The sequence below is a fragment of the Sagittula marina genome (assembly GCF_014196795.1).
Classification (GTDB): domain Bacteria; phylum Pseudomonadota; class Alphaproteobacteria; order Rhodobacterales; family Rhodobacteraceae; genus Sagittula; species Sagittula marina.
Genome location: NZ_JACIEJ010000022.1, coordinates 1,505 through 22,413, shown reverse-complemented (window position 1 = coordinate 22,413; position 20,909 = coordinate 1,505). Strand labels below are relative to the sequence as shown.

The following is a 20,909-nucleotide window of genomic DNA, read 5'->3' as shown; positions in this document are numbered from 1 at the left end:
CTTACTTAAGTGCATCGAAATCTGACTTTGCCATCATTTCAGCCAATTGACGGATGTCCACCTTTGGCGCCCAGCCAAGTGTTTCCCTTGCCTTGGAGGCATCGCCCAGCAACAGGTCGACTTCGGCGGGCCGGTAGAACTTCGGGTTGACCTTCATGAGCAGTTTTCCGGTCTTCTTGTCGGTCGCCGTCTCGTTTTCGGCCTCCCCGGACCATTCCAGATCCATGCCCAGAGCTTCGCCCGCAAAGGTAAAGAAGTCACGGATCGTCGTGGTCGTGCCGGTGGCCAGCACGTAATCGTCGGCCTCGTCCTGCTGCAACATGCGCCACATGCCCTCGACGTAATCCCCTGCAAAGCCCCAGTCGCGCTGCGCGTCCATATTGCCCAATTCCACCGCGTCGGTGCCGCCATGCGCCAGGGCGGCCAGCCCCAGCGTGATCTTGCGGGTGACGAATTCCTTCCCGCGCAGCGGGCTTTCGTGATTGAACAGGATGCCGCTGGAGGCATGCAGGCCAAAGCTTTCGCGGTAATTCATGGTGATATAGTGACCGTATACCTTCGCCACACCGTAGGGAGAGCGCGGGTAAAGGCGGGTCGTCTCGGACTGGGGCACCTCTTGTACCAGGCCGAACATCTCAGAGGTGGAGGCCTGGTAGAACCTGGTCTCGGGCGAGAGGGTGCGCAGCGTGTCGAGAATGCGCACCACCGCCATGCCATCCACGTCTGCGGTATACACGGGCAGTTCCCAGGACGCGCCGACAAAGCTCTGTGCGGCGAGGTTATAGAACTCGTCCGGCTTCACGCGGTCGATGGTGCGGAAGATGTTGTTCGTCTCCCCCAGGTCGAACTCATGCAAGACCACATCCTTGGTGACGCCCAGAAGGTCGAGCCGCGTGGTCTCGGGCTGAGAGATCCGGCGCACGCCACCGTGGACCTCGTAGCCCTTTTCCAAAAGCAGCTTCGCCAGATACGCGCCGTCCTGCCCGGTTACGCCAGTGATAAATGCCGTCTTCATTTGGGTTCCCCTAGCCATTTCCATCATCTCTGGGGCAATCGCGGTTAATCCGCCGTTAATTTCGACGAGTTTATACATTTACCAATAGAGAAAAGAGCGCGCCCCGGATCCGCACCCAAGGCGAGAATTCGGTTCTGCATATGGCGGTCAGGATGTGGCGCTTGAACGAACTTTGAGTTGTGTCTCGCCGGAATGCACAATCCAGAAGTGCATTCTTGCGTGTTTACGCTCGTTAAAGATCAAGGCGCTGGACGCATTTCATGGAGCCCGCATGACCCAAAACACGACACCTGCCCAGACCATTGTGCTCGCGACGCAGCGGCTTCTGGGCCGACGCCCGGCCTTTTCCCATGCGCTCAGCCCGGAGCCGGTTTCCTTGCTGAGCGCCCCGAACGGCTACGCCGAGACCTATGGCGATGTGCCGCGCGCCCGTGCTCTGTCGGTGATTGCCGATCCGGATCTGCATTACACGCTGTACGGTCGGCAGCAGGGGCGCGATGTGTTGCCCCGCATCGTGGCCGGTGTCTCCCGCGTGGTGGTGATCTCGCCCAGCCATCTGAAACAATGCGGCATCGGCGAATACGGGCGGTATCTCAGCGATGAGATGGCCAAGCAGGTGGAGGAGCTGCACGTCGTGCGCACCTCATCCGCGGCGCTGGCGCTGGGGCCGGAGTTCCTGAAAGGCGCGCTGGTGCTCGTGAACCATGGGCCGGGGCTTTATGACGGGTTGAACCCGCGCCTGAGCCAGGGGGAATCCACCACGCGGCTGTTGCAGAACCTCGACCGCATGAAGCGGGAGATGGAGGCGTTGCCGCTGATCATCCACCATTCACTGCTGGACACGGAACACGAGTTGCTGTTCTCGCGCCAGCAGCAGATCATGAACTCCGACATTCCCTCGATCGCCTTCATCTCCTCGGCGGGGCGGCATTTCTTTTTGCCGACGCTGGAACTGGGCGTCTCCCCGGTGCCTGTGCCGGACCACGACTACGCCGACAACCGGGATGAACGCCCCGAAGCCGTGGGATTTTTTGGCTTCTTCCAATACGGTGGCAAGGATTTCGACAGCCTGTTCCATCTCGTGCGCGAGATACGGGGTCGCCTTGTCGGCTCGGTTGCCACCAGCAACACGGATGAGCTGAAACGCTTCGAAGAGACGCTGGAAAACCTGCACCTGCCGCATGATCTGGGCTCTGGCTGGGTGACGGATATGGAACTGCTGGAGCGGCTCAAGGAGGCGGATTATTTCTACCTGCCGCAAAACGATTACGATCACTGGAACAACTCGGCCACGGCGCGTTTCGTCACCAACCTCGACCGACCGTTGTTTCTGCCACCGCATCATCCTTTCCTCGATATGGAGGACGGATCCATCTTTGCCGCCACCGAGGATCTGCCCCGCATCGTCGCCCATTTCCGCGAACCGGGCCATTACGCGCAAGCGGTGGAGCGGGTGCGCGCCTTTCGCGAACGGGCGCAGATGGCCAATACCGCGACAGCGATCCGCACCGCGCTGGTGGACCGCCAGTCAGAGGTCGGGCAGACGCTTCTGGAAACGCCTTCGGTCTGTTCTCTGGAACGCTTTATGGAGCTTTCCGAGGCAGAACAGAGCCTGTTTATGCATCAATTGGGGGCCGATCCGGAGTTCCCCGAAAGCTATCCTGCCCTGTGGCGCGCGCCGGAGGCACGGCAATACTGGCGCAAGCATTACGAGCTGGGCGACCTGGTGCACAGTACGCTGCTCGAAAGCCTGCATGCGATCTATATGGCCTGCGCCAAGCGCGACATCGGCCTGGAAGAACTGATGGGACTTTTGGCTGAAGGTGCTCAAAACGGCACCGAGGGACGTCCGCATTGGCCGCTGGGCAAGACGCTGAGCGCGGCCTTCGCCCAGGCGCTCGAGGACAAAGGCGGGCCCTTCCACGATCCGGAGATCGTGTTGCTGGACCACGGCCATGCGGTGGCGGCCGAGAGCGTGATGACACCTGCGCGGATCGAGCAGTTCCAGTCGGAAAAATCCGCACGCCGCGCCCAGATCACCACGCAACTGCGTGCCCGGTTGCAAAAGGTGCAGCCGCCGATCACCAACCTCGCACAGCTGCTGTTGCTGCCCGCCGAGACCCTGCGCCAGCGCGACGCCCCGCTGGATCTTTCGGCGCTGGACCTCGACCACATCCACGCGCCGCGCCGTCCGGCACAGCGCATGAACCGTCTGGTGGCCGCCGCCAATGCCGCCGGGCTGCGTCTGGGCGATCACCTGGTGTTCGATCAATTGATCCCGCCCGCCGTCGACCCGCGCGTCGCGTCCTATGTGCTGGAGGATTTTATCTACTTTGACGGCGACTACTTCCTGCTGAACGCCATCCGCTGCATCGACAAGCGCGATCCTTTTGCCTTCGAAGTGGTGGTGCTGAGCCGTGTGCTGGGCACGCTGGGCAAGCTCGACGTGCTGCGCCACCTGTTGCACCGGGCCGAAGGGCGGGTCGAGATCACCAACCTCGCGGCACGCGTGACCTCTGGCCGCGACATCGAGACGGAAGCCCAGGAGGTGCAGCGCTTTCTCGATGCGGCGCGGGATCCGTTGTTCGGGCTGGTCTCGCCCCGAAATGCCTACGAGATCGCCAAGCGCCACAACACGCGCTGGTGGCTGCGCACCAAGACCGGCAGCGATGCGCTCTGGACCGGGTCGCAGGGTAACGTGGGGCTTCTGACATTGATTTATGCCTACCTGTGCGAAACCCCGAGCGACCGGGCCAATCCCGCCGGACGACGTGACGATCCGATTTGGCAGATCGACAGGAAAGGGTGTCTGCATCCGGAGCCAGAGACCAAGGGTGTTCCTCTGCGCCTTAGCCTGAACACGTCGATGAGGATCAACCCTGAAATGGCCGAGACCTTCACCGCGGCGACCATCGGCTTTCACGCGCCGGAAGCAGCCGGGGCCTGGACAAACGGCCCGGAAGGTACCCTGTTGCTGCGCTCTGAAAAGGCGATACCCGCAGGCACGGTGCTGAGCGCGGAGCTGGGGTTTTATGGCGGTGAAGCGATGGAGGGGCCGCGCCACCTGTCGGTGATGCTGCGCCGCGCGGGGCAGCCGGTGATGCCGCTGCTGGACGGCGATGTGCCCGCGGCGTTTGGGCTGCTGGACGTGATCATCGACCGCGATCAGCTGACTGCCTTTGACATGGTCCTGCCAGACATTCCGGCAGAGACCGATTGCCTGCTGCATCTGTCGCTGGACCGCGTTTCCAGCCCGGCACAACTGGGCTTGTCGGATGATCCGCGCCAGCTTGGCGTGCTGCTGCGGGGACTGGGACTTGTCGCGCCGGACAGCGAAACGTCACCGCAGAACCCATCGCATTCCAAGGTGGAAAAAGAGCCGGAAAAGGCGGAATAGAGACGCATGGAGGCCAAGAAATTCTTGATCGTGGTGGGGCTGCCGAAATCCGGCACCACCTTTTTGTTTTCGCAGGCCTCCAAGCGGCCGGACCGTTTTGCCATGCCCTGGGGCAACAAGGAGGTGGATTACTTCCGCCGGGGATGTGACCTCGATGCCTATCTCGGGCTGTTCGACGGCGCGCGTGAGGGCGGTGCCGATGCGGTGCGCGCCGACGACCGGGTGCGGTTTGACGCCTCACCGCTCTATATCGACGATTTCGACACCAGCCTTGCCAACATGGCGCAGGCATTGGAGGGCCACGAGGTGCGCATCGTCGTCTGCCTGCGTGACCCGATGGAGCGCGCCTATTCCCACTACCTGCACGACGTGGCGCAGCATCAGAAAATCCACGGTCATGCGGATTACAGCTTTTGGTCGCCGGCGGTCATGGCGAAATACCTCTTTCCGCTGGAGCCGCGCCTGCACAAGCTGTGCGCGCACTTCGGATCCGAGAACGTCTTTGGCTTTGCCTTTGGCGAGGACATGTCACGGGTCGAAACCATGCTGCGCGACTTTGCCGGTTTGGGAGACGACTGGTCGCTGGATCTGTCAGACAATCCGGCCCCGGGCTTTACCTCGCCGCAGTGTTTCTACAACGGGGACCGCGACATGGAGGTGCCACTACAGGAAAAGGTCTACCGGTTGCGCGCCGGGCATCTTCTGGTGGTGAACCGGCAATTTTCCGTGCTGCGCAAGGAGATCAACCGCCCGCTGGCAGAGCAGATCATGATGCGGCAGGCCGCGCTGACACGTCAGTTCGACACCGGCATGTTGCAGAAGGTCACGCGGGCGCGGATCTATGACGACACGTGCCGTGCCGCCGCGCTGGCGGGGATCGAACTGCGGCTCTCATCCGCCCCGAAGGTGCTGTTGTCCAAGGTCTCCACGGATTTGCCTCCGCATATCCTCAAGCAACTGGAACCGCTGTGCAGCTTTGATGAGGCGGTGGCCCAGATGTTCGAGGCAGGCACACAGCGCACCATGAACACGCTTGTGCAAATGCCCCATGCGGGGCCGTCGCTGGCACGGGACATGGCGCGGCTGGGCCTGTCGCACCTGCGCGACCCGATCGAGCCGGCGCCTTTCCGCGACATCCAGCGTCAGATCATTCACGATTACGGTCCGATCCCGCTGTATATCGAGGCGCTCATGTCAGGCGAAGTGGCACGAGGCAATTACGATGCGGCGCTGGAACTGTTTGACGGTTTTGGTGGACCTCGGGCGTTGCTCTGGCCGATGGATCTCGCGCACTTCCTGAAGGCGCGGTCCATCGCGCTGCCCGAAGATGTGGCACAGACATTCCGCGACGCCGGCATTCGCGTGGACCTGCCCGAGAGTACGTGAGCCACCAACGTAGCCTCTCGGTTTCGTCTCGCGCCAACGCCTTGTTCAGGTCTCTTTCCGCTCTAAAGAGGGCCGGGTTGTTCCGGTCCGCTGCTCAGTCTCGACGGTGCGTGTTTTGGACGCCTTTGATGCCAGGGGCGCCTGTTTTCGTTGCGCGCAAGGCGGAGCCAGCGTGATATGACCTGTTTCGTGCATCTGGGGCCGACGGAATGGTCATCGCGCGCTCGCTCAGCCGCGATAATGCATGCGGATGACGGTGTCGGCACAAAAAGGCCTGATACCCTTCGGCTGGCAAGACGTGCATGCCGGTGTCTGGCGGGACAAAGGACCGTTGCCAGGGCGGCGTACCCGGACAAGAGGAGGAGGCTTCAAGCCCGCAGAGCAGAGCGGCTATTCGGCAAGCCTCAGGAGGTAGCGGCCGTATTGCGTCTTTGAAAACAGGCTGCCCCGGCTGCGCAGTTGGTCCCGGTCGATCCACCCCTGCTCAAAGGCAATTTCCTCTGGGCATCCGACCTGCTGCCCCTGACGTTCTGACAATGTCCGCACGAAATTTCCGGCATCCAGCAACGACGCATGAGTGCCTGTGTCCAGCCAGGCATAGCCACGCCCCATCTGTCCGACGTTCAGCATGCCGTCCCTCAGGTAGCTTTCGAGCAACGTGACGATTTCCAGCTCTCCACGCTCCGAGGGGGTGACATTGCGGGCGCGTTCCGGGGCTGTGCCGTCGAGGAAATACAACCCCGTCACCGCATAGGGGGAGGGCGGCGTTTGGGGCTTTTCGATGATCTGCCGGACTGTGCCGTCAGGGGCGAAATCCACGACGCCGTAGCGTTCGGGATCGGCCACCCGGTAGCCAAAGACAGTTCCCCCTAAAACCTGTGCATCGGCGCGGCGCAGTTCATCCGGCAGCCCATGGCCAAAGAAGATATTGTCGCCCAGCACCATCGCGCTCGGCGCACCGTCCAGGAAATCTTCGGCCAGCAGGTAAGCCTGCGCCAACCCATCTGGGGAAGGTTGCTCGATATAGGTCAGGTTCAGCCCCCATTGGGTGCCGTCACCAAGTGTCCGCTGGAACTGCGCCTGGTCTTGCGGTGTGGTGATGATCGCGATTTCGCGGATGCCGGACAGCATCAGAACCGACAGGGGGTAGTAGATCATCGGCTTGTCATAGACCGGCAAGAGCTGTTTCGAGACGCCCATGGTGATCGGATACAGCCGCGTTCCAGACCCCCCGGCCAGGATGATCCCCTTGCGTTTCACCTGCTCTGTCATGCACCCGATTCCCTCAGCACCCTGGACAGGCTGTCCTGCCACGCAGGTTGGTTAACGCTGAAATCCGTCGCGAGTTTGGCGCAATCCAGGCGAGAATTGAGCGGCCGCTGTGCAGGTGTGGGATATGCCGTGGTCGGGATGTCCTCCACCACGGTGGTCTTGCCTGCCTGGCAAAAGATTTCGCGCGCGAAACCTGCCCAGCTGACGGCAGGTTGTCCCGCGTAGTGATAGGTGCCTCCGGGCTGACCCTCCTGCATGGCGCGGGCGCAGGTCAGAAGCGTGGCGGCAATATCGGCAGCGGGGGTCGGCCCCCCCACCTGGTCGCCCACGATGCTCAGGTGATCGCGGGTCTCGGACAGGCGCAGCATCGTCTTCACAAAGTTCGTCCCATGCGCCGAGAAAACCCAGGAGGTACGCAGGATCAGCGCCTGTGCACCACTGTCACGCACCGCCTGCTCCCCCTCCAGTTTGGTCTGACCGTAGGCGTTTTTTGGTGCAACAGGGTCTGTTTCGGTCCAGGGCGCTGTGCCGCTCCCGTCAAAGACGTAATCCGTGGAAATATGCAGGAACGGGAGGCCACGCGTGGCACAGGCCCGTGCCATTTCACCCGGTGCCTGTGCATTCAGACGCAGCGCGGCCTCCGTTTCCGTCTCGGCGCGGTCCACCGCTGTATAGGCGCTGGCGTTGATGACGACCGAGGGCGCATGTTCGGCAATGGCCTGTGCGGCAGCACCCGGTTGCATCAGGTCACAGTCCTCGCGCCCCAGCGCCGTGACATCCGCTTGCCGCGCCAGTTCCCGGGACACCTGGCCGGACTTTCCAAAGACAAGGATCATTGTCCCTCCACTCTGCCTCGCATTGTTTGCCGACCTCACATGCCGCTTCAGACGGCGTCGTGACAAGGATACGACACCGTCAGTTCACCCGGTCCCGAGCCGTTTGCCCACACCTTCGCGGTCCAGCAGGGCTTGCCACCAGGGACGGTTGTCGAGGTACCAGCGCACGGTCTTTTCCAGCCCTTCCTCCACCGTCACCGAAGGGCGCCAGCCCAGTTCCTCGCGGATGCGGGTCGGGTCGATGGCGTAGCGTGCGTCGTGACCGGGGCGGTCGCTGACGAAGGTGATGAGATCGGCGTAGCTGTCGCTCCGTGGTGCGAGCCGGTCGAGGATGGCACAGATCGTCTGCACCAGTTCGAGGTTTGACCGTTCGTTCTCGCCGCCGATGTTGTAGGAGCGCCCCAAGGCTCCTTTGGACAGGACCAGCAGCAAGGCCTCGGCGTGATCCTCCACATACAGCCAGTCGCGGACGTTCGACCCGTTGCCGTAGATCGGGATTGGTCGCCCATGCAGAGCATTCAGGATCACCACGGGGATGAGCTTTTCCGGGAAATGATACGGGCCGTAATTGTTGGAACAATTCGTCAGCACCACCGGCAGGCCATAGGTTTCGGCCCAGGCGTGCACAAGATGGTCCGACGAGGCTTTCGAGGCGGAATAGGGACTGCGTGGGTCGTAGGGCGTGCCCTCGGTGAACTGGCCCGTGGGACCAAGCGAGCCGAACACCTCGTCGGTGGAGATATGGTGAAACCGAAAGCTTTCGGGCTTGTCTGCCTCGGTCCAGTATTTGCGCGCGGCTTCCAGCATGTTGAAAGTGCCGGTGATGTTGGTCTCGATAAAATCGCCGGGCCCGTCGATGGAGCGGTCCACGTGGCTTTCAGCCGCCAGATGCATCACGGCGTCCGGGCGATGCGCTGCAAAGATCCGGTCCAGCGCGGCGCGGTCGCGAATATCGGCCCGCTCAAACACATAATCAGGATTATTGGCGACAGAAGCCACGTTGTCGAGGCAGGCTGCGTAGGTCAACGCATCGAGGTTTACCACCGCGTGCCCCTGCGCGATTGCACGTCGCACCACGGCGGAGCCGATGAACCCGGCACCGCCGGTGACAAGGAGTTTCATGCGGCCTCCCACACAAAGGGTGTGTCGATCTTTGACAGCTGCGGTGCACTGGCGTCCTTGTCTGACAGCACGGGAGCACCGGTCAGACCCCAGTCGATGCCCAGATCAGGATCGTCCCAGGCCACCGCCCCGTCACACTCAGGAGCGTAATAGTCACTACATTTGTAGACGATCTCGGTCTCGGGGGTTCGCGTCACAAAGCCGTGCAGAAACCCCTCCGGGATCAGCAGTTGTCGACCGTTCTCGAAGGTCAGATCGACGCCGATCCACTGGCCGTAGGTGGGCGAGCCGCGACGGATGTCTACGGCCACATCGAACAATGCGCCACGCCCGCAGCGAACGAGCTTGGCCTGCGCATGGGGGGGGCGCTGGTAATGCAGTCCCCGCAAGGTGCCTGGCGTCATGGAGAGAGAATGATTATCTTGCACGAAATCATAATCATAGCCGGCCTTGGCCATGCGGTCCCTGTTCCAGCTTTCGCTGAAAAACCCGCGTGCGTCACCGAAACGCGCAGGTGTCAGGATCACCACTCCGGGCAATGCCGTCTGTTCGATATTCACCGTCTGTCACCTCTTGCCCAAACGCTCTTGATCGAAGGCCTAACAGCGTCTGTGAGCAGGACAAAGCGGGAAACCCGACCGGAGCCTACTCGGTTACGAAGCGTGTCCCTCAGGTCAATCCCGTTGTTTGGCCCGATCCTGAAAACCTTAAGAAAGCGGCCCGGAGTTGCCGCAATTTATCCACGCCATGTCCCGACCACCCGTGCCTTTTGTGACAAGCACAGGAGGCCACCATGGCGCATTACGATGTCTCGCTCGTGAATATGCAGGGCACGGGACACACCGTTCAGGATGATCATTTTGCGGTCAACGCATTGCAGGCCGTCAACATTGACGCACGTGGCGGCATTGGTCCGACCGATGGTTTCGTCTCTGCCATCGAGACGCTGGGCATTGATCATGTACGTTATCCCGGCGGCGGTACGGAAAACGTCATCGACATCACCAAGCTGCAGAATGGGGAAATCCGCGAGGAAGTGACGCGCTTTTTCGACTGGGCACGCACCGGCGGCGCAGATGGCGGCCCGGTGAAGGTCACGATGGTCCTGCCGACCAAGACGGATCTGCCTGCCGAACAGATTCAGGCGTTTCTTGAGCTGGCGCTGGCGGAATACGGCGACCTGATCGAAGGCTTGGAGATCGGCAACGAATATTCCATCGGGCGCTATCGGGCGAACTATGATCGCAGCACGCACCCGGAGGAAAATCCCAACGGCGACTTTGTCTCCAGCATGAACGAGGAAGAGTATGGCATCGCCGCCAACCGGGTGATCAACGCCAGTGTCAGCGCGATCGAGGCCCTGGCCGCGCGGGGGATCGACGCAGACCCGGCCATCCTGATCCAGATCGGTGAACCACAGGGCGCGGCCAGCAGCTTCAAGCGCACGGGCACCTTCGAGGACGCCAACCGCGCCATTCTGGCGGAACTGGACCGGCGCGCGTTGGACGCCATCGACGGCGGTGTGGCGCATTACTACTACAATCAGGGCCACGAAGAGGGCCCGGTCTTCACCCACGAATGGTACGAACACCGCAGTCTAGATTATCGGATCGAAAATTTCAGTGAACTTCTGGGCCGGGATGTCGGGCTCTACATCACCGAATGGAACGTGCTGGCGAGCAATTATAACCAGCTTGGCGCAGCCAGTTCCGGCGTCTTGCTGGAGATGTTTGAATTCATGGTGCAGGCCGGTGTGCAGGATGCCTTTGTCTGGCCCTTGCAGCACAGAACAGGCTCTAACATTGCCGGAAACCGTCAAGTGGACGAGATCGACCTGACCATCGGCGGCACCGCCTTTCAGATGATGTCCGAAAGCCTGCGGCCCGAGGAAAGCGTCACGGGCCGCGTCACCAGTTTTGAAAGCATTTCCTCTGACAGCACCGGCAGCGATGGCAAGGTGGAGGTCAACGTCTTCTCCAGCGCCTATCAGGATGTGCTGTTTGTCAGCCTGCGCGATCTCGACCGGGCCACCGTTGACCTGGACATCTCGCGCTTCACCAATGGGGCGACCGATATCCGGGTGGAGCAGGTGACCATCGACCAAAGCAGCTCTGACGGGCTGTCTGATATGGCCGATGCCGAGGGGCTCAACCGCATCGGTCGCCGTGTGATCACAGAAGAAGAAGCGGAGCAGCTGGCCACGCTGGCCTTTTTCGACCCGGACGACCAGAGCCACATCCGGGATATGGCGGGCGGTGTCTATCAGACCTACCTGCCCACCTTTGACAGCATCATTCCCCTCGTGAGCAACCCGCGCTCCATCGAGGACTATTACTTTGCCACGGAAACCGATGTGGATGCCCTGATCCTTGAGCAGGAAGGGGATTTTTTCACCGATGGCATGGTGAGCCTTGATCTGCTGCCTTACGATTTCGTGCGTATCGTTATCGACAAGGTCGACGTGCAGAAGGGCGGCAACGGGACGGACGCTCTGAAGGGCGGCACCGGAGCAGACAGGCTGATCGGCTATCACGGCGATGACCGACTTCATGGTGGCGAAGGCAACGACACGCTGAAGGGCGGCCATGGCGACGATCTGATGGTCGGTGGCGACGGCGACGATGTCATCGTGGCAGGCGATGGCGAGGACACCATGTTTGGCGGCGACGGCGCAGATACCTTCGTGCTGACCAGTGGCAATGCGACGGTGAATGGCGGCGAAGGGAAGGATACGGTTCACCTGAAGGACGACGCGTCGCAGGATGTGACCTTTGCCTATCTCGATGGGCAGTTGGCGATCTTTACCGGCGATGAAGTGGTGACCTTGGACAGCGTGGAACGGATCCGCTTCGAGGATCGGACCATCGACACCGAAGATGCGCAGATTACCCTGCTCATCAGCGCGCAAGCCGCTTCCTCTGACGCATCACCGCCGCCCGATCCGGACGACGGTCTGCTGTGACAGGTTAGACCCCAGGCGGCAGGCCGGGGTCCTGGTCACCGGGCACGCGCAGCGGCACGGCGCCGCAAATATCACGCAACGCGCCTTTGAGCCCCTCTTCCAAGGTCGGGTGATAGAACGGCCTGTCCAGCAAATCACTGGCGGTTTGCCCCGCTTCCATCGCCCAGGTCAGCAGGTGCCCCATGTGATCGGCACCGGGGCAAAACAGGTCGGCTCCGATCAGCCGACCGTCCGGCGCAGCAGCATAAAGCCGTGCCAGACCGACGTTCTCGCCATCCACCGTTGCGCGCCCCTGGTTGGTGTAATCCGCCTCGCCGATCTTGGCGCTGTCGTCGGGATCCTGGCCAATCATCACCAGCGGCGGCTCGGTATAGGTGATGGTGAAACTGACCTTGCGTCGAGAGGGCACCACCGCCGGATAGGCCACGGCGTTGCGCCCGGCGATCCCGCCCTCGTCCGAGGCTTCGTGCAGCACGGGCCGGGCCGCGTTGGCATCCCCCACCATGAAGATCGGGGAATCGCCACATTGCAGCGTATCGGCGGCGACATCGGGCATCCCCTTGTCGTCCAGAGCCAAACCTGTGGCGCTCAGATCCAGCCCCGAGACATTGGGCGGGCGGCCCGTGGCCACCAGCACGCGGTCATAGCTTTGATGACGCCCGTCCCAGTCGATGCGCACCCGGCCATCTTCCTCGGACGGTTCAGGCTCGACGCCCAGATGCAATGCCATCTCCTGGCTCATCGCGCCCTTGAGCGCGTCATGCACCTTGTTGCAGCGCACCCCGGCCAGCCGGTCGCCCATATCGAAGAGGCTGACCGCCACACCCAGACGCGCCATGGCCTGCGCCAGTTCCAGCCCGATCACGCCACCACCAATCACCGCCAGGCTTTCGGGCAGGTCATCCAGTTCAAAGATGCTGTCGTTGGTCAGCGCCAAATCCCCCAGCGCAGCATAGGGTTCAGGCACCATGGGCGAGGATCCCGTGGCAATCACCACCGCACCAGCCTGCACGGTCCGCCCATCATCCAATGTGAGACTGTTGCGCCCGGAAAAGCGTGCACGGGCTTTCACCGCAACCCCTTCAGGCAGGTCATCAAAACTGTCGCGGACCCCGCTGGCAAAGCGATCCCGCTCTTGGCGCAGGCGGGCCAAGACTGCGGGGCCGTCCACTGTGACCTCGCCGGTGCGCACACCGAACAGATCGGTGTTGCGCGCGCGATGCGCCGCGCGGGCTGCTGCGATCAGCAGCTTGGAGGGCATGCATCCCACCGTGGCGCAGGTGGTGCCGGCAAAATCCGGATCGATCAGCAGGGTCGAGGCCCCGTGCTTGCGGGCGTTGCGCTCGGCTGCAAGCCCGGCTGTTCCCGCGCCAATCACTGCCACGTCACAGGTGAGATCCGCCATGATATCCTTCCCCCGAGGTTATCGGGTTGCTTGTTTTACCAGACAACGGATCAGGTCCGCAGGAAGTTGCACGCCCGGAGGTTTTTGGCGGCCAATGCGCGTGGCGTTAAGCTTTTGGATAATGTCGTGTGGTTTTTCCCACATATCAGGCCCAACACAAGGCAGTTCGATAGACAGGCTGGGATGCAAAGATTACTCAAGGGGAAATCTTGACCTGAAAAGGAAGACATATGCCGGGTTTTCGTTCAGGCCGGATCATGACGCGCATGTATGCCGGTGTGTCCTTGGCGGTTTTGGCCATGCTGTCCGTGGGGGCTTCAGCGCAGGACTCCGATCCGCGCAATGCAACGAGCCTAAACCTCTACGGGTCGCCGGGCCTGGTGGACATGCCGACGGCAGAAGTCCTGCCAGACGCAACCATCGCGGGCACCTTCGGGCGGCTCGGCGATACGGGGCGGACAACCATTTATTTCCAGATCACCCCGCGCATGTCGGGTAGTTTTCGCTATACATCTCTGCCCTCAAGCCAAGATGGCAGGGATGACTTTTTCGATCGCAGCTTCGATCTACGCTACCAGCTGCTGACCGAAGGCCGGTATCGCCCTAGCGTGGTTCTAGGTTTTTCCGATGTCATCGGCACGGGTGTCTACAGCGGAGAGTACCTTGTCGCGACAAAGACGGTCGCTCGGGGGCTGAAGATCACCGGCGGTCTGGGATGGGGGCGTTTTGGTGGCCGTGACCCCATTGGAAGCTTCGGTACCCGCCCGGATGAAACGCTTGAACTTGGTGGTATCCCGACCTACGATCGTTGGTTCCGAGGCGACATTGCCCCTTTCGGTGGTATCAGCTACGCGCCCAATGAACGGTTGCGGCTGAAGCTGGAGTACTCCTCTGACCTCTACACTCGCGAAGTGGAACGTGGTTGGGCGGAGAAGCCTAGCCGTGCGCTGAACTACGGTCTGGACTACATGTTCAGCGATGGTGACGGGCAATTTTCGCTTTACCATGTGCTTGGCGAAGAAGTGGGTGCACAGCTGACTTTTCTGTTCAACCCCAGAACCTCGGGCATTCCGGGTGGAATGGGGCCTGCTGGTGTGCCCGTGGCGCCGCGGGCGCCGGGTGCTGAAGCAGACTTGGGATGGACATCCAACGCCACCAAGCCAGCTCAGGCCAAAGCGGCACTGTTCAGCCTTCTGAAAACTGAAGGCATGACGCTGGAAGGCATGACGCTGGAAAGTCGACGTGCGGTGGTGAGGATCGCCAATGGCAAGTTTCAGAATGAGGCCCAAGCAATCGGGCGCGTTGCGCGCGCTATGACGCGCAGCCTGCCCGCCTCTGTAGAAACCTTCGAGATCATTCCGGTGGTCGATGGGATGCCGACCTCAGCCATCGTGCTCAGCCGCTCCGATCTGGAGCGGTTGGAACATGAACCGGCAGCGGATCTTTTGCCACGGACACAGGTCCTCGACGCCAAGGGACGAACACCCGCAGTTGATCCCGGCATATACCCCAGGTTCAGCTGGTCTCTGGGGCCGGCGGTGAACTTCTCCCTCTTCGATCCGGACAGCCCGCTACGCGCCAACCTTGACCTGCGAGCCTCCGCCACGTACCGCATCACGCCGAGCTTGGAGCTGGCCGGCTCCGTGACGCAAAAGCTGACTGGCGATCTCGACAAGATCGAGCGTACGGACGAATCCGGTCTGCCGCGTGTGCGCACAGACACAGCGCTCTATGCCGCCGAGGGCGATCAGACGATCGAGTACCTCCAACTGGCGCATTACGGTCGTCCGGCACGTGATCTCTACAGCCGCCTCAGCATCGGCTACCTTGAGAGTATGTACGGCGGCGCCTCTGCCGAACTTCTCTGGAAGCCGGTGGACAGCCGTCTCGCCTTCGGAGCAGAGCTGAACTACATCCAGAAACGGGACTACGATCAGCTCTTCGGTTTCCAAGAGATGACCACCACGGACCCGATCAGTGGCATCACCCGCGAGATTCCCGAGGTGAACGGCCATCTCTCCGCCTATTATGCCTTTGACAATGGCTTTCACGGCCAACTCGACGTGGGGCGCTACTTGGCGGGAGATTACGGGGCGACTGTCTCCATGGATCGCGAATTCGCAAATGGCTGGCGCGTGGGGGCCTACGCGACCGTCACTGACGCCTCGGCGGAGGATTTCGGCGAGGGCTCCTTCGACAAGGGCATCCGCTTCACCATTCCGATCGGCTCCCTGATTGGTATTCCCTCCCGCAAAGAAAACGATCTGACGATCCAGTCGCTGACTCGAGATGGGGGCGCGCGCCTGAATGTACGAGGCCGTCTCTATGAAAAGGTGCGCGATTATCACCAGCCAGACGTGGCCAACACTTGGGGAACTTTCTGGCGATGAGGACACTCATGCGATTCACCCGCCCTGCATTCGTGCTGTGCCTTGCACTGGGGGCAGCCGCCTGTGGCAGCGACCGTGACATCCAGTCTGCGGCGTTCGCCAGCCTGGGACAGCTCTTCACACCAAAGCAGGCACCTGCCCCTGTAACGGATGCACAGATCCTGGAGGCGCTGCAGATTAACGCGAAACCTCTGATCCTCGTGGAGTTCGAAGAGCGTAACAATGCTCAAGGTCTGCTCGCACAGGTGGAGACCAACGGGGCGTATTACACCTTCGGCAACCAATCGCGTAATGTGATCGTGTTGCGCGATGGCATGATAACCGCGACCCGGGGTCTTGGTGGCGATCTGATGTCGGTGGAAGAAGACGCGTTACTGTCCTTGATCCACGGCCGGCGTGCTGGACAAGCAAGCTATGTCCAGCGCTTCCTGCTACCGGAAGCCGTGACACAAGAACTCGACTTCCAGTGTGCGGCCCGGCCCGTCGGCAGCAAGCGCGTGACACGCGGTCTTGTCAATGAGGAAGCCACGACCGTCAAAGTAGATTGCTACGGCAAGGACACCGAAACTGACGCACAGATCGAGTTCACCAACAGCTACGCCGTCTCCTCGTCAGGTGTGATCCTCAGCGCGCGGCAATGGGTCGGCAGCTACCTTGGGCACATCGAAACGCAATACCTGCGACGCTGAGGGCCTTCATCATGGGGGGCGGTTCCAAAGGGACTGCCGACAGATGCTCTCCCTGCTTCGGTGGCGGTGGAATATGGCGCATTGGACAAGTCATCCTGCGGGCGATATGAGCGGGCCAGTCACATGAGGTCCCAAATGTCCCAATCTGCCAACAGCGTTGCCCGAGAAGTGCTGGGTATCGAAGCCGCAGCTCTAACGCGGCTGGCCGAGGAATTGCCTCCGTGCTTCGAGCAAGTGGTCGGAATGCTGCTTCAGGTGCAGGGACGCATCATCGTTTCCGGCATGGGGAAATCCGGCCATGTCGCAGCCAAGATGGCGGCAACCTTCGCGTCGACCGGCTCGCCCGCGCAGACTGTCCACCCCGGAGAAGCCAGCCACGGCGACCTCGGGATGATCACGTCCAACGACGCGGTCATTTTGATTTCCAACTCCGGTGAGACCAAAGAACTGGCCGACATGATCGCTCACTGTGCCCGCTTTGCGGTGCCGTTGGTGGCGATGACCCGCAAAGCTGAGAGCACGCTGGGGCAGGCTGCAAATCACGTACTCCTGATGCCCGACGCGCCTGAGGCCTGCGCCATCGGCATGGCTCCCACCACATCGACGACCATGGCCATGGCACTTGGCGACGCGCTGGCGGTGGCGATGATGAAGCATCGCGGCTTCGACCGCGCCAACTTCGCTGCCTTCCACCCCGGCGGCACACTGGGCGCGCAGCTACTGCGCGTTGCAGCCGTGATGCACAAGGGCGACGAATTGCCTGTGGTGGCGGCAGACACCCCCATGTCCGAGGTGCTGCTGACCATGTCCCAGAAGGGCTTTGGCGTCGCAGCCTTAGTAGAGGACAATCGCCTGACGGGTATCATCACCGACGGCGATTTGCGCCGCAACATGGCCGGCCTGATGGAGCGCACCGCCGGAGAGGTCGCCACCCGCGATCCACTGGCCACCACGCCCGACACTTTGCTGCTGGAAGCCTTGGGTGTGATGAACGCGCAGAAGCGCACAGTGCTTCTGGTCACCGAAGGCGAACGGTTGACCGGCCTGATCCACATCCACGACGCTCTGCGCGCCGGCGTCGCCTGAATTGCGAGACATCCCATGAAAACGGTCATTTTCATACCCGCCCGCTACGCCTCGACACGATATCCGGGGAAGCCGCTGGTTACACTCAAGGGCGCCACGGGTGAGACGAAATCTCTCATCCAGCGGGCTTTGGAAGCAGCCAAACAGGTGAAGGGGGTGGATGCCGTCTACGTCCTGACCGACGACGCCCGCATCCGCGAGGCAGCCCAGGCCTTTGGCGCCGACGTTTTGATGACCTCAGATAAGGCGCGTAATGGCACGGAACGCTGCGCCGAAGGCCTGGCACAACTGCCGGAGGAACCGAAGGTGGTCGTGAATCTGCAGGGTGATGCGCCGCTGACCCCGCCATGGTTCGTCGAAGCTCTGATCGCCGCGATGGAGAACCCGGCGGTGCAGATGTCGACGCCTGTGCTGAAATGCGACCATGAGACCTTGTCGAACTTTGTTTCTGACCGCCAAGCAGGTCGGGTCGGGGGCACGACTGCGGTGCTGCGCCGGGATGGTAACGCGATCTATTTCTCCAAGGAAGTTCTGCCCTACGTCAGCAACCTCGAAACCCCGCCTGAGGTTTGGCACCACGTCGGAGTGTACGCCTATCGTCCTACCGCCTTGGCCAACTATATGTCTTGGGAGGAGGGACCGGTGGAACGGGCCGAAGGCCTCGAACAGCTGCGCTTCCTTGAGAACGGCGTCCCCGTAACTTGCGTCCCGGTCGAAGCGCGCGGTCGCGTGTTCTGGGAGCTCAACAACCCCGTCGATGTCGCCCGCATCGAAGGCGTGCTGAAGAAAGAAGGCATCGCATGAAAATTGTCTCTGTTCCCGCCCCGAACGGCGCCGTCGAAATCGCGCAGAACCGCCCCTTCGCGCTGATCGCTGGGCCATGCCAGCTCGAATCCCTCGACCATGCGCGCATGCTGGCCGAGAAAATTGCCACTGCTTGCGAACCGCTCGGCATCCGCTGGATCTTCAAGGCGAGCTACGACAAGGCGAACCGCTCCAGCCTTGAAGGTAAGCGGGGGCTTGGTATGGACGAGGGACTGAAAATCCTCAGCCAGATCCGGGCCGAGTTCGGTGTGCCCGTGCTGACTGACGTGCATTCCGAAGCCCAGTGCGCTCCGGTGGCCGAAGTGGTGGATGTGCTGCAGATCCCGGCTTTCTTGTGCCGCCAGACCGACCTCCTGCTCGCTGCAGGCGAGACAGGCGCCGCGATCAACGTCAAGAAAGGTCAGTTTCTCGCGCCTCATGACATGAGCAACGTCGCGGAAAAGATCGCCTCCACTGGCAACGAAAAGATTATGCTATGTGAGCGTGGTACGTCCTTCGGCTACAACATGCTGGTGAGTGATTTTCGCGCGCTGCCGATCATGGCGCAAACGGGGTATCCGGTGGTGATGGACGCCACCCATTCCGTGCAAATGCCTGGCGGGCAGGGAAAATCCTCGGGCGGCAAGCGCGAATACGTCGAGCCGCTGGCCCGCGCAGCGCTGGCAGTGGGCTGTGCGGCGGTCTTCGTGGAAACCCACGAGACACCCGAAAGCGCGCCCTCGGACGGACCGAACATGGTGCCGGTCGATGATCTGGGCCGTATTCTGCGGGGACTTAAGGCAATCGACGATATAACAAAAGATTTTAACAAGTGAGGTTGCGCTTTTCCTTTGCAGTGAACCGCGCCGGGTTTGCCGGAGGCTTCAAATCCTGAGTAGGATAGAGCATCATGAGCAAGACAACGAACAAGTTTTCCCCTGAAGTGCGTGAACGCGCGGTGCGGTTGGTCTTGGACAATGAGGGTCAGCATGGATCGCGGTGCCAGGCGGTCATGTCGATTTCCGCGAAGATCGGCTGTGCGCCTCAGACCCTGAACGCGTAGGTCAAGCAGACAAACGAGTTGCTTCGCAAAGCGTCTGCATATTTTGGTCAGGCGGAGCTCGACCGCCCATTCAAGAAATGATCCACTTCATAGAAGATCATCGTGCAGATCACGGCGTCGAGCCGATTTGCAGGGGTCTGCCGATTGCCCCAGCGACATTCTATGACAATTTGGCCAAGCGGGCCGATACGTCCCGCCTTTCGGATCGAGCAAGGCGGGACGCAGAACTGAAGCATGAGATCGAACGTGCCTTTGAGCAGAACCTGAAGGTCTATGGCTTTCGCAAAATCTGGCGCCAGATGCACCGGGAAGGCTTTGACATTGCACGCTGCACGGTCGGCCGCCTGATGAAAGACATCTGTATCGACCCAGCTGAATCTGCTCAGCTTAAGCCGCTAATGTGAATGCCTCGGCAGGCGTGCGCATGGCAAGGGCCTGATGAGGGCGGCGGTTGTTGTAGAAGCTGATCCAGTCACCGATGACGCGCATCGCGTGCTGGATGGTCTCGAAACGGTGGCGATTGACCTGCCACGGGATTTTTCCTCCACCGTCGATTAGAGTCGGATCGAACTTGAGGACGGACAATGAAGCGAACGCGATTTACGGACGAACAGATCATCCACTGCCCGGCAGGCGCATCCGCAGAATGCTGCCGAGTATCCGTGATGATCAAGCAGGTTCTGGAGCCCATTTCCGGTTGTCTCTCAGTAGTGCGTTCGCGAGGACGATGAGTTTTCGCATGACCGCGGTGAGAGCCACTTTTCGAGGCTTCCCGGCACGGACGAGGTCTTCGAACTTGGCCTTGGCGGAACTGTTGTGCTGGATGGCGCTGAGCGCTGGCATGAAGAGTGCCTGCCGAACAGAGCGTCGACCTCCCAGTATTCGTTCCTGACCTTGCCATTGCCCGGATTGGCGCGACACAGGAGCCAGCCCGGCCAAAGCAGCAGCTTCCTTTCCGGAAAGGCTGCCGAGCTCTGGCATGTCTGCGAGCAAGGCCGTCGCCGAAATACGTGAAATGCCGGGGATGCTTACGAGAATATTCAGGCGTTCCACCAGCCGGGCGTCAGAGGCGATGAGCGCCTGTACCGTGGCGTCCACACGCGCAATCTGCCGCTCGACCTGTGCCAACCGTTGCGTGAGAAGACGCCGCAGCATTGCCTGCCTTGCTGTCTTGAGCCGCGTCTTCGCTGCAGTCCGATCCTTGATTAGGCCACGGCGAAACACCAAGAGTTCGCGTAGATTGACGACGATTTCTGGTTCAACCGCAGTCGGTTCCAGTTGCAGGGCTGCCCCCATCCTGGCCAGCATTTCAGCGTCGAGCCTGTCCGTCTTCGCAACACGTCCAATTGCTTCCGCAAACCGTCGAGCCTGCCGCGGGTTTAGCGTTTGGAAAGTGAAAAACCGGCGCGCCAAAAAAAACACGCGATCCCCGGGGGGTTGGCCCCCCGCGTCAAAAAACAAGACCCCCGCCCCACCCGGCGC

The 20,909-nt window shown here is 61.3% G+C and carries 16 protein-coding genes, 1 pseudogene and 1 other annotated feature; of the genes and pseudogenes, 9 read left to right on the top strand and 8 right to left on the bottom strand.

Annotated features, from left to right (window positions below; translation table 11 throughout):
- Position 1: 1 nt before the first annotated feature.
- The gene (gene gmd, locus GGQ68_RS23115; RefSeq protein ID WP_183970226.1) at positions 2-1,015 is read right to left on the bottom strand and encodes a GDP-mannose 4,6-dehydratase; all 1,014 of its coding nucleotides are present in this window, start codon (positions 1,013-1,015) and stop codon (positions 2-4) included.
- A gap of 271 nt (positions 1,016-1,286) precedes the next feature.
- Between gmd and GGQ68_RS23110 the strand changes: the two genes are divergently transcribed.
- Complete coding sequence (locus GGQ68_RS23110; RefSeq protein WP_183970224.1) at positions 1,287-4,412, top strand: hypothetical protein; 3,126 nt, start codon at positions 1,287-1,289, stop codon at positions 4,410-4,412.
- Between the two features lie 6 nt (positions 4,413-4,418).
- Positions 4,419-5,798, top strand: a complete 1,380-nt coding sequence (locus GGQ68_RS23105) for a sulfotransferase domain-containing protein (protein ID WP_183970222.1) — start codon at positions 4,419-4,421, stop codon at positions 5,796-5,798.
- A 390-nt stretch (positions 5,799-6,188) separates the two neighbouring features.
- Here GGQ68_RS23105 and rfbA read toward each other — a convergent pair whose 3' ends face one another.
- From rfbA to rfbC, 4 genes are all read right to left on the bottom strand, one after another.
- A complete protein-coding gene (rfbA, locus tag GGQ68_RS23100; RefSeq protein WP_183970220.1) occupies positions 6,189-7,070 on the bottom strand; it encodes a glucose-1-phosphate thymidylyltransferase RfbA in 882 nt (293 codons plus the stop codon).
- Positions 7,067-7,906, bottom strand: a complete 840-nt coding sequence (gene rfbD, locus GGQ68_RS23095) for a dTDP-4-dehydrorhamnose reductase (protein WP_183970218.1) — start codon at positions 7,904-7,906, stop codon at positions 7,067-7,069. The genes rfbA and rfbD overlap by 4 nt, the downstream gene beginning before the upstream one ends.
- A gap of 84 nt (positions 7,907-7,990) precedes the next feature.
- Positions 7,991-9,028: a dTDP-glucose 4,6-dehydratase gene (rfbB, locus tag GGQ68_RS23090; protein ID WP_183970216.1), complete on the bottom strand. Its 1,038-nt coding sequence runs from the start codon at positions 9,026-9,028 to the stop codon at positions 7,991-7,993.
- Positions 9,025-9,588, bottom strand: coding sequence for a dTDP-4-dehydrorhamnose 3,5-epimerase (rfbC, locus tag GGQ68_RS23085; RefSeq protein ID WP_183970213.1), 564 nt, complete (start codon positions 9,586-9,588; stop codon positions 9,025-9,027). Before rfbC ends, rfbB begins: the two co-directional genes overlap by 4 nt.
- A 233-nt stretch (positions 9,589-9,821) precedes the next feature.
- On the opposite strand from rfbC, the gene GGQ68_RS23080 reads away from it, so the two are divergent.
- Complete coding sequence (locus GGQ68_RS23080) at positions 9,822-11,990, top strand: calcium-binding protein (protein ID WP_183970212.1); 2,169 nt, start codon at positions 9,822-9,824, stop codon at positions 11,988-11,990.
- Positions 11,991-11,994: 4 nt separating this feature from the next.
- Here GGQ68_RS23080 and GGQ68_RS23075 read toward each other — a convergent pair whose 3' ends face one another.
- Entirely contained in the window at positions 11,995-13,395 is a 1,401-nt protein-coding gene (locus GGQ68_RS23075; RefSeq protein WP_183970210.1) for a dihydrolipoyl dehydrogenase, read from the bottom strand.
- Positions 13,396-13,625: 230 nt separating this feature from the next.
- Between GGQ68_RS23075 and GGQ68_RS23070 the strand changes: the two genes are divergently transcribed.
- From GGQ68_RS23070 to GGQ68_RS24515, 6 genes and pseudogenes are all read left to right on the top strand, one after another.
- A complete protein-coding gene (locus GGQ68_RS23070; RefSeq protein WP_246429528.1) occupies positions 13,626-15,785 on the top strand; it encodes a YjbH domain-containing protein in 2,160 nt (719 codons plus the stop codon).
- Positions 15,786-15,793: 8 nt separating this feature from the next.
- Positions 15,794-16,474 carry a YjbF family lipoprotein gene (locus GGQ68_RS23065; protein WP_183970208.1) on the top strand — a complete coding sequence of 227 codons (681 nt, stop codon included), beginning with the start codon at positions 15,794-15,796 and terminating at the stop codon, positions 16,472-16,474.
- A gap of 135 nt (positions 16,475-16,609) precedes the next feature.
- Complete coding sequence (locus GGQ68_RS23060) at positions 16,610-17,560, top strand: KpsF/GutQ family sugar-phosphate isomerase (protein WP_183970206.1); 951 nt, start codon at positions 16,610-16,612, stop codon at positions 17,558-17,560.
- 15 nt (positions 17,561-17,575) lie between these two features.
- Positions 17,576-18,364 carry a 3-deoxy-manno-octulosonate cytidylyltransferase gene (locus GGQ68_RS23055; RefSeq protein WP_183970204.1) on the top strand — a complete coding sequence of 263 codons (789 nt, stop codon included), beginning with the start codon at positions 17,576-17,578 and terminating at the stop codon, positions 18,362-18,364.
- Positions 18,361-19,200 carry a 3-deoxy-8-phosphooctulonate synthase gene (gene kdsA / locus GGQ68_RS23050; RefSeq protein WP_183970202.1) on the top strand — a complete coding sequence of 280 codons (840 nt, stop codon included), beginning with the start codon at positions 18,361-18,363 and terminating at the stop codon, positions 19,198-19,200. The genes GGQ68_RS23055 and kdsA overlap by 4 nt, the downstream gene beginning before the upstream one ends.
- Before the next feature lie 74 nt (positions 19,201-19,274).
- Positions 19,275-19,780 (top strand): annotated as a pseudogene (locus GGQ68_RS24515) (IS3 family transposase); the annotation flags it as partial.
- Positions 19,463-19,579: a sequence feature (AL1L pseudoknot), on the top strand. (Overlaps the previous pseudogene by 117 nt.)
- A gap of 34 nt (positions 19,781-19,814) precedes the next feature.
- Here GGQ68_RS24515 and GGQ68_RS24770 read toward each other — a convergent pair.
- On the bottom strand, positions 19,815-19,907 hold the full coding sequence (locus tag GGQ68_RS24770) for an integrase core domain-containing protein (RefSeq protein WP_343056065.1): 93 nt from the start codon (positions 19,905-19,907) through the stop codon (positions 19,815-19,817).
- A 189-nt stretch (positions 19,908-20,096) separates the two neighbouring features.
- On the bottom strand, positions 20,097-20,909 hold an 813-nt coding region (locus GGQ68_RS23030), incomplete at its 5' end, for a transposase (RefSeq protein WP_221235708.1).